The sequence below is a fragment of the Mycobacterium zoologicum genome, assembly GCF_020181635.2.
Taxonomy (GTDB): domain Bacteria; phylum Actinomycetota; class Actinomycetes; order Mycobacteriales; family Mycobacteriaceae; genus Mycobacterium; species Mycobacterium zoologicum.
The window spans coordinates 1-8,937 of the sequence record NZ_JAYJJS010000054.1; the positions used below are offsets into that span (position 1 = coordinate 1).

At 61.4% G+C, this 8,937-nt stretch carries 5 protein-coding genes and 2 pseudogenes; 2 read left to right on the forward strand and 5 right to left on the reverse strand.

The genetic code is table 11. From position 1 onward, the window contains the following. The first annotated feature begins 178 nt into the window (after positions 1-178). Complete coding sequence (locus K6T84_RS23375) at positions 179-883, forward strand: hypothetical protein (protein ID WP_329786939.1); 705 nt, start codon at positions 179-181, stop codon at positions 881-883. 189 nt (positions 884-1,072) lie between these two features. Here the strand turns inward: K6T84_RS23375 and K6T84_RS23925 are convergent. Then, positions 1,073-1,400: pseudogene (locus K6T84_RS23925) on the reverse strand (hypothetical protein); the annotation flags it as partial. A 243-nt stretch (positions 1,401-1,643) separates the two neighbouring features. Here K6T84_RS23925 and K6T84_RS23380 point away from each other — a divergent pair. Then, positions 1,644-2,777, forward strand: a complete 1,134-nt coding sequence (locus tag K6T84_RS23380) for a hypothetical protein (protein WP_329786940.1) — start codon at positions 1,644-1,646, stop codon at positions 2,775-2,777. A 334-nt stretch (positions 2,778-3,111) separates the two neighbouring features. Here K6T84_RS23380 and K6T84_RS23385 read toward each other — a convergent pair whose 3' ends face one another. From K6T84_RS23385 to K6T84_RS23395, 4 genes and pseudogenes are all read right to left on the reverse strand, one after another. Beyond that, complete coding sequence (locus tag K6T84_RS23385; protein ID WP_329786941.1) at positions 3,112-6,135, reverse strand: DEAD/DEAH box helicase family protein; 3,024 nt, start codon at positions 6,133-6,135, stop codon at positions 3,112-3,114. Positions 6,136-6,383: 248 nt separating this feature from the next. Next, positions 6,384-6,635, reverse strand: a pseudogene (locus tag K6T84_RS23930) (hypothetical protein); the annotation flags it as partial. 343 nt (positions 6,636-6,978) lie between these two features. Continuing rightward, positions 6,979-7,962 carry a nucleotidyl transferase AbiEii/AbiGii toxin family protein gene (locus tag K6T84_RS23390; RefSeq protein ID WP_329786942.1) on the reverse strand — a complete coding sequence of 328 codons (984 nt, stop codon included), beginning with the start codon at positions 7,960-7,962 and terminating at the stop codon, positions 6,979-6,981. Between the two features lie 2 nt (positions 7,963-7,964). After that, the gene (locus K6T84_RS23395; RefSeq protein ID WP_329786943.1) at positions 7,965-8,672 is read right to left on the reverse strand and encodes a hypothetical protein; all 708 of its coding nucleotides are present in this window, start codon (positions 8,670-8,672) and stop codon (positions 7,965-7,967) included. Between the last annotated feature and the right edge of the window lie 265 nt (positions 8,673-8,937).

Here is an 8,937-nt window from a genome sequence, read left to right on the forward strand (position 1 = left end):
CCCCCCCCCCCCCCCCCCCCCCCCCCCCCAGAACGCGCCCCCTCACAGGAACGACCCAGCCGCTGGCTGCAAGCCCGGGCGACGCGGTGTAGGTAGCGTGACACGCCGCTCGACCCGAGCGCCGACGGCATGATCCGACACCGTAGCGTTTTCTCACGTGTGTGGTGCAATTGCAGCCGTGCTGGGCTGGCTATGGGAAGCGCTGGTAGCAGTTGCCTCTTGGTCGGTGCACTCACTGCCCGGCTTTCTCCAGTTCGCGGTGTCGCTCGCTACCCTGCTAGCCCTTATCGTCGCGTACCGGCAACTAGTTCTGTCACAAAATGCACTGGGCGGCAGAAGTTTTCAATTTAATGCCTTTGCCCAGAAAGACGCCGACTCCGAAGAGGACGGAGGCGTCGTATACGAGTACTGCGTGGTGGAGGTACGGCTGACCGGGCCGGGAGTACTTCACAACGTGCACGTTCATCTGGAAGTTGACGGCAAGAAGTTCGACCCGCGGAGGGAGTCGGACCCTGCGCTGAACAAGGGCTCTTCCACTCCGCAAGTCAGGCACACCATGACCTCTACAGACGACGCGATTTGGTGGGTGTTCTGGCTTCCACTCGATCTGATCCCACGCACCAAGTGCGTGCTCTCGTGGGTCGAGACCGTTGGGGCGGCCATCCGAACCGCAGCAATCCGTCAGGACCTCACGACGACTGACGTAGAGCAATGGCGGTGGTACATCGGCCATAAGCGACGCCGTCATTTCCGGCGTTGGGCATCGAAGCACGGCCCGCAATGGTTTCGGCGATACGCCGGCAAACCACGACCGCTCGGCAAGTATGTCAAGGCCAAGACCGACGACATACGAGACAATGAAGGCCCATTTGAGCAACCCTGAGTCTGCGTCGTTGCCCCGACCTGTTGCGCTGGCGCGCCTGGCAGCGTGGACACACCGCGGCACGAATGCAGTCGGCCGCGACATCCGGCAGCGGCCAATCATATGATTTTGCCATTCAGATGACGCATGCGCCGAGCGCACCATCTCAAATGGCAACGCGTCATCGGGAATCGCAACCGACCCCGTCCGTTCGTCGGCGTAGACCAGACTTCTGGTTGGTACCCCCCGTGGTTGCCGGACGTCGGCAGCGACCTTGCCGCCGACAAGGATCGGCACGGTGACATCTGTGCCGAGCCAGTTCGCGCTGTGCACATGCTCCACTACCGGCTCCATTCCATGCCAGTACGTTTCGACGAGTCTGCTGTCCGCGGGGACTGATGCCAATTTCATCAGGGATTCCCGACGTGCCGCCTCAGTCATGGGCGTGTCCGGCAGCGGGTCCTTCTCAGTCATCTTGGAAAACCGCGTGCGGGCCGACTGCGATGGCGACAGCGATGGCGCGTTGGCGGGGGTGGCCCAGACATCCCTGAGAGCCGCTGACTCTTAATCAGCAGGTCCAGGGCCCGAAACCTGACGGCGCACTATCTGAAAGTCCTGTTCGGGTGGGTTTTCGCCGCTTCAAAGCGTTTGCCAGCGTGTCACATCCGTCACTCGCGCCCCAAAGGGCCTCCATTTCGTCTCCACGCTGCGGGAGCTACCCCGACACAGCAAACGGCGCGGCGGGCCCGAGCTGTCGGAGCCGCCGAATACGGTTCGAGGCATGAACGTGGTTCGCACCGCCAACGTCGCCGCAATCGAACAGGTCTTCATCGAGCAGATCGAGCCCGGCGATTGGGTCGTCTCGCAGCGCAAAACAGGCAGCGTCGACCCACGCGTCTGGCGGGTACACGCAAAGGGGTTCAAGTGGAACCATGCCGAGGGCGGACTGATCACCCTCCGATCCTCGGCCGAATCCGGCGATGATTCGGGGGCCGTCGCGGCACCGGCGGGCACTCCGATATTTCGAGCGACGTTTGCACCAGCGCCGGCCCACACCGATGTACGCGAAGAATCCGAAACAGATGAGGGCTACCGTCATCCAAAGTGCTACGCCAATACTCGCGGCGGTTGTTCGACGAAAATTTCGGGAGAGCACTTCGTCTCGCATGCCTTGATCAAGCTCTACGGATTCAATGATCCTGGCTTAAAGATAAAGCACAATACCGGGTTTGGCATCCGTCAGTATGTTTCGCCGAAGAAGTTTGTTGCAAATGTCTTGTGCAAAACGCACAACAGTAATTTGCACACCGCCGATGATGCTGCGCTTGCAATCGCCACCTTTATTCGAACGATCGCGTTGCGCTTCGCGAACGGTGCGGGAGAATGGGGCGGTCCCGAGGAAATCACAATTTCCGGCGACGACTTCCAGGCTTGGGTTCTGAAACTCATCCTTAACCACGTCGCTGGAAAAGCTTTCAGCCATCAGAAGGGCAAGATCGTCAGCCCTTTTCCGCCTGAAGCTGTCGACGTTCTGCTTGGCCGTGCCATGTGGCCGCGCACGTGGGGCCTGTGTGTTGCAGGCGACACATCGCACGATGGTTTGCGATTTCGACCGTTCGACCGATGGGAGGATTCAACAACCGATTTTTGCTCTTGCCAGCCTTTCATTCATAACGATGGTTGGGTTGGCGGCGGAATCGTCAACCTGAACGGAATAGGTTTCGGGCTGACCGTCTTTAATCCGAGCAGGGACAATCCGAGCGCATTCAACAATCCTGACAATCCACTGCGTGGATCTATCCAACGGCCAGAGTTCATGGCTTGGGAACTGAACGGAATTGTCAAACGCGTAAACTTCACGTGGAATGACTGCTGGGCACACCGTACGATCACCTACAAACTCAGCAAGGACTAGAAGTGGCACCTACTTCTGTCCATGCACGAAGCCTTGAAGAAAGTTGGCCGAGAACTCCACCGGGTGATCCCTAAGCTGCCCGCACATCGCGATCGTCTCCAATCCGCGCTGGAGCGCGTACTTGTGCGATACAACCAACTCAGCGAGTTGTCGGGCGGAGCTCCTCCGGACAACTAGGACACCCGAAGCACAATTATGACGTTGATGTCGACACCCGCCGGTCGAGCGTCCACCGCCTGCCTCCGCCGCCGCTTTACGCGGCCGCCTAGCACCTTGCGCTTGCAGCCACTAAAATAGCCAGTCAACTTTCGATGCCCCGGCGGCCTGTGTTATCTCATGGCGAACAGACCAGTGCCGAATCGCCCAGTGCGCCGAGGGAATCGTCGAACACGGCAAGGAGGTCGCGGATCTGCGTGGCGCTGAGATCACTATGTTCAACCGCGGCTTCCAACCGGGTCCACGATAGGCCGGGCTGAGCGATCACTACGGTGCCGCGGAGCTGCATCGGGCGGTTGGTGAGGGACCAGCCAGGATGGTGCGGTACCAGGCCTAACAGCGCCCTTAGAAGGCTTTCACTGTCGCTGCCGTCGACCAGTTTCAATGCTGGCGAACTGAGTCCGGAGTAACGATCGGCCATCTCTTTCCAGAGTCCGCGATCCGTGAGCCACCGCCGACTCTTGATGGCCTGAGCGACAACGACCTGCATATCGGTAACTCGCACAGACGGATTCGCTCCGCTAGCGGGCTTCGCGTGCCATAGCTCGATCAAAACGTCGTCCGTTCCGTGAAGTTCGAGGACAATTAGATCAGCGAGCTCCCCGGATCCATCGTTCTCGATGACCCAGCGCCGTCGTGCAGTTGTCGTCCGAGTTGTCAGGTGAGTTCGCAACGTCTGATGGATCGAATCTCCCTTACCAGCGGCCTCGGCGCTTCGGTCTGTCTCCTTCTCGATGTTGGTGGTGCTCCAGTCAAGAAAGGTCGGAGTCCAGCGCGTCAAATCCCGCTGCACGGTCGGTGGCTGGTAGAGCGTTGCGCCGCTGACTATCTGCCCGTTGAGGAAGTACACCGTCGGTGGCATCGTCGATAACAGATCGGCCAGTGGTCGCGGGGGCTGATGGCCTCGTCTAATGGAGGTAGGTGCGTCGGCGTCCACGACGTTGCCCTGGGTGTCGAGATACCCGGACCAGACGGTCGCCCCCGTGTCAGGTCTGACCGTGGAGAACATCAGTTGTTGGCTTGAGACGACCGCCAAGTCGTGCCGAAGATCGAGGCGGCCGATTGGGAACCCATCCAGAAGAGTCCATTCACTTGCGAGGAGCAAGAAATGCATCTCGATGGCCGCGACAGCTACTTCAGGGAAGCTGTCGAGTCGAATTCCTCGTGCGACAGCCGGAAGCAACGGCGCGGCGATCTCAGTTGAAGACCAGTAACGGTCGGCGAAATCCATTAGAGCACTGTCATACTCGCGAAGTGGCACGTATCGTGACTCCCAGATCTTCGCCTTCTCGACGGCAAAGCCGGTGTTGTAGGCGGCGCTTCGTGCACCGTCGCCTACCTGTGCCATCGCGTGGCCGATTGCCGCCTGCGCGGTGTCGGCTTCACGCATGCCGCGGTCGACACCGCTCCCTGCAAACATCTTGTAAGTCGCGCTGCCCCGGCCACCGCCGTAGGTATTGCGCACCCCGACGTTCGACACGCTGAGTCGTGGAAGGGTGTCGAAGGCTCGCTGCAGCCGCCCCGGGTCTGCGGGCCGGAGGTGTTCGGTAGTTGCATCGAGCGCCTCGGTGACCGCGGGCATGATCGTCCCGTCGCTGGAGTTCACCAACAGCAGCGGAAGACGGGATGCTCCGGTGGGTGGGAGATAAGTGATGAGGTGCAGGGCGTACTCGGGCGAATCCAAGCCCGAGTCGTGGTTCCAACGAGGCGACCGCATGCCCTGCGTGACCAACAAGAGGGTCCGATTATCAGGAGTGACTGTCGAGTAAAGGACCTGCCGTCCTCGGATGGCGTTGCCACGCACGAGGCCCTCAGGCACGGTGCCGTCGATAAACGATGGCGCCCAGTCATCGTGCACCTCGAACACCGTGGCACGGACCAGCGGCCGCAGACTCTCCAGGGACAGTTCGGCAGGAGATCTGGCGAGCTGTTGGGCGAATGCTTTGTCTGCCGCTTCGTCGGCGATCGCTTCGTCGATGATTCCGGGTAACAGCGAAGGCCAGTCGGCATCCTCCTGGTAGAGGTCCCACAACGCGCCCCTTAGTCCCGGGTAGACGTCGGCATCCTGCACGGTCACCAAGACAGACGGCTGGGGAAAATCGGGGTGGCTACGGACGAGCCTGCCGATGAGTTGGATAGTCGATGCGACCGACTTGTGCTTATCGTGGTAGGCGGCGAGTCGAAGACTCGGTAAATCGAAGCCCTCCCCCAACATGCCGACGACGGCCACTGCGCGGATGGTGCCGCCCTTCAGCCCGTCAAGGATCTGCGTTTGGCGGGCCTCGCCAAGATCAGATGTCAACGCGACGACGTCTACGTCGGACTCCCCGTACAGCGCCACCAGCTCGGTCACCCTCGACCTGGTCCCGGCGCGAACCAGCAGCGTGCTCGACGCGTGCTCTGGTCGATTCAACTCCTCCAGAATCTCGTCGCGAATCAACTCGTCGCACTCGCGGCGCTCCGCAGAAGCATTGACGCTGAGCAGCCTCGCCTCGACGCTCTTGTAGTAGCCGTCAGACATCGCGGCGCGGAGCGGATAGTGAAAGACCATCTCGCCGGGGACCCGCTTACCGTCACGCCGCCGAGGAGTTGCAGTTAGCAGCACCTTCCGGGCCTCATCGAAGTGATCCAAGATCGCTCGCCACGTCCGAGCCGGCGCGTGATGGGCCTCATCAACGACCACCAAGTCAAAGAGGCCAGCAGGCGGCTTGGAGTCTTCGTCGTAGTGCTCGGGACTGATCGACTGCGGCAATGCCACCACCACATCGGCATCCTCGCAATCATGCCAAGACGTCAACCGCCCCTTAACTTCCAAGACTTTCGGATTCGCCTCACCGGCCAGCGCACCCACCTGTCGAAGGACGTCTTGATTCTCGAAAGCGGCCACGGTCTGACCACGCAGCTGGGTGCTCGGGACGACCACCAACGTCCGACTCGACCCGACGATGTAGGGAGCCGCAAGAGCAATCGCCGTCTTGCCCGTGCCCGTCGGCACCGCGACAAGCGCCGGCTTGCCGCGATGAACCGCCCAGTGGCCGAGTAACGCACCCAACGCTCCGCGCTGAGGCGGCCGCCAACCCGGAACAGCGACATCTCGAAAAAGCTCGAAACCTCGGGACGGCTCCTGGTAAAACGCTGGCACACCTCATCGTCCGCGACCAACTCACGCATCAGGCCGACGACACGCCCGAATACGATTTCTCCTAGTACCAGCTGTCAGGATCAGCGGCCGGTACCGCTGGGGTTGACGGGCATAGCAGTGTGGACAGTCGTCGAACTGGAGGCAGCGGCGCCGGGGGCAGGCGAAGGTCCAGGTGAGTCACCACGGCAGGAGCCAGCGTCCGGCATTGTTAACCAGGCAGTGTCGGGCAGAATTGGGTGCCCTGGTGGTTATCCAGAGACTGCGGGTGTCGGTCCCTCGGCGTCAGTGAGGTGTACGTAGCGGCGCAACGTCATCGCCCGCAGGTCCTCAAAAGGCACGGTGGTTACCGCCGAGATGCGGTGAGCGCCGTATCCGGAAGCCGCAACCAGCCTGGCGGCAGTGGTCGGAACGCTGAGTACACCGACTGCGGTGGCGATGTCGCCGAAGGGGACGTGGTAGTGGCGGGCGACGGCTTCGAGCCTCGAGTCGATCGGTTCCCCTGGTGCAGGCCGACGCGCAGGGACAGCGTCCGGGACGCACCGAACACCGCGATCTCTACCAGTGGTTTCCTATGCATCTGGCTCGGACTTGAACCGACAGTAGAAGGGGTTCGAGCAGGCATTTTGTTACGACTTTTCACCGAGTTGGAAGACCTCCACTCGTGTCGCAGGTGGCCAAGTCCCCCCTCGGACACAATTTTGTTAGCTGTGCATTGCAGAAATCCAATCTGAGCTGCACCGGGGCGGACTTTTTGTGGTTGCTCACGTCCGTTCGCGACCGATACCGACCCCCACAGATATCACCTCCGTGGCCCGTCCTTGGTATGGTCGACGCGCAAGCGCGTCAATCTCGTTCGGGGTCAAGGAGTTTCGAGCATGAATGGACTCGCTCCAGCACCTCATCGAATGTTGGCCGTTCGTTGCCGTAGTGGAACGTGTCCATTGCGGTGTCGTGCTCTCGGCGAAGGTCTCTTGCGAACTCGCCGCTTGGATTGAACGCTTCGGAGGCGGCGAAGCCTCCATCGGGCATTGGATGATCGCCCCCGAAAGCCTGCGACACCTCGAATACGCTGGCGAGGATGTCGCGAACTATTTCCGTGTCGGCGAGCAGCGTCGTGACATCGGCATCCCCCAACAGCGCCCAGATGTCGTAGAACTGCCGCCCGATACGAGGAAGCCCGTGCAAGGTGGCGCGCCTAGTCGAATCTACGATGAAGTTGTTGACCCGCAGCAGTTTTTCGATGAGCGTGCGTCCTGGGTGCAGGATCGTCACTTCGAACGGCCGCAGGTCGTCCCACTGGCCACCAACGAGGTCCGTCGCCGACAGCTCCCGGTACAAGAGCGATTCGACTTGCGCTTGCAGCGACGGTTTTGGTCCCCCGGCCTGTCCCAGTTCGACGAGTACCGACCTAGGATCGGCAAGTCCGCCTAACTGGTCGCTATGGGCGAGAGGTAGGTCCAGCCAAGCCTCTTGCCTGGCAGTTCCCAAGTCGCCGGCCGACTTCCGATCGCGGTACTCCACGCCAATCGCCAACGCCGCCCTGTCCAACATCGTCTTCATCGCCCGCTTGGCGGCGCGCACGTTGGCATACTCGCCTAGAACGAGGAGGTCGAGATCCTCGGAGAATCGCTGAATAATTCGCAGCTTCTCGAGGCTCGTACCGCCCTTGAATACGATCTCCTCGCGGTGAGCGGCAACGATCGTGCGCAGCACCTCGCAAATCCAGTAATCCTTCTCTACCGCGAGGGGCTGCACGCCCAGCTGTTCAGCAGCAGCAACGATCGTGGCCGCGAAAATCTCTGGATCATCCTCACGCCAAAGCGCCACGTTTATGCAGCGATCAAACCGGCCAGGGCCTTGGCCTCAACTCGCGGGTCGGCGGCCGACATCTTGTCAGCGAGATCCGCGCGCCCCGCGCGGTGCAGCAGGTGGCGCAGCCGTGCACGCGCAGAACCAGATTCCGTGTCACTGGCGCCAGCGAGGCGGTCGGGGTCGATGACGCCCGAGGTGATGAGCCCCGTTAGCCGCTCCATCGCCTCGCCAGGGCCAGTCTCGATCACCCTGTCCCACCCATCGAGCACCTCCAACGCCGCCACCTCGGTCAAGTTCAGCGCTCGCTCAGCGCGACCGCGGCGAGCTGAACGATCCACAAAATGCACCATTGGACCGCCGATCGGCGGGCGACCCACCACGGCATACTCAGCGCGGCGGGGAATCTGGGTGGACAGCCGCAACGCGTTCGCTGCCGAGAGCCCCGCTGGGCCGGTGCCCTTTCGCCCGACAAGTTCGGTAGCCAATGCGTCAGGTGTCGGTAGCGCCATACCCAGCGGTGTTTTGATGCCGCGCCAATACAGCCCCTTGCGGATGTGGCGCAATTCCCCCTGTGCCACTAGTTCGGCCAGCAACCGCTGTGTAGTCGACGGCGCCGTGCCCATGGCGGCCGTACGCCAGAACCGGTTGCGAGAAGCAAGAATGGACCGCCGGGCGGCATTCACACCGTCGCGGTTGTAATGGCCCCGTGTAGTCGACATCGGCATTTCACCTCCTCACCCCTCCCGCAACATGCTACGAGAACGTCTCAATTCTCACTGCAACATCATACAAGAATCTCTCAATTGATGTGTTCCCCTGCTCACCCGTCCATAGTCACAACCAATACGTCGCCCAGGCCGCGCGGCGGCTGATGTGTCAGACGTGGAGGTATACACCCTGCAGAACACCACCCGCCCGACTCGCCGCACTCTATAGTGGATATTGCGCTGGGTGAGAGCCACTGTTCCGCTGTTCGGTGAGCCACTGTTC

What these genes read in the sequence shown, in the direction of transcription:
- K6T84_RS23380 (WP_329786940.1), top strand. Translation starts at nt 1,644, where the DNA reads ATGAACGTGGTTCGCACCGCCAACGTCGCCGCAATCGAACAGGTCTTC.
- K6T84_RS23395 (WP_329786943.1), bottom strand. Translation starts at nt 8,672, where the DNA reads ATGCCGATGTCGACTACACGGGGCCATTACAACCGCGACGGTGTGAAT.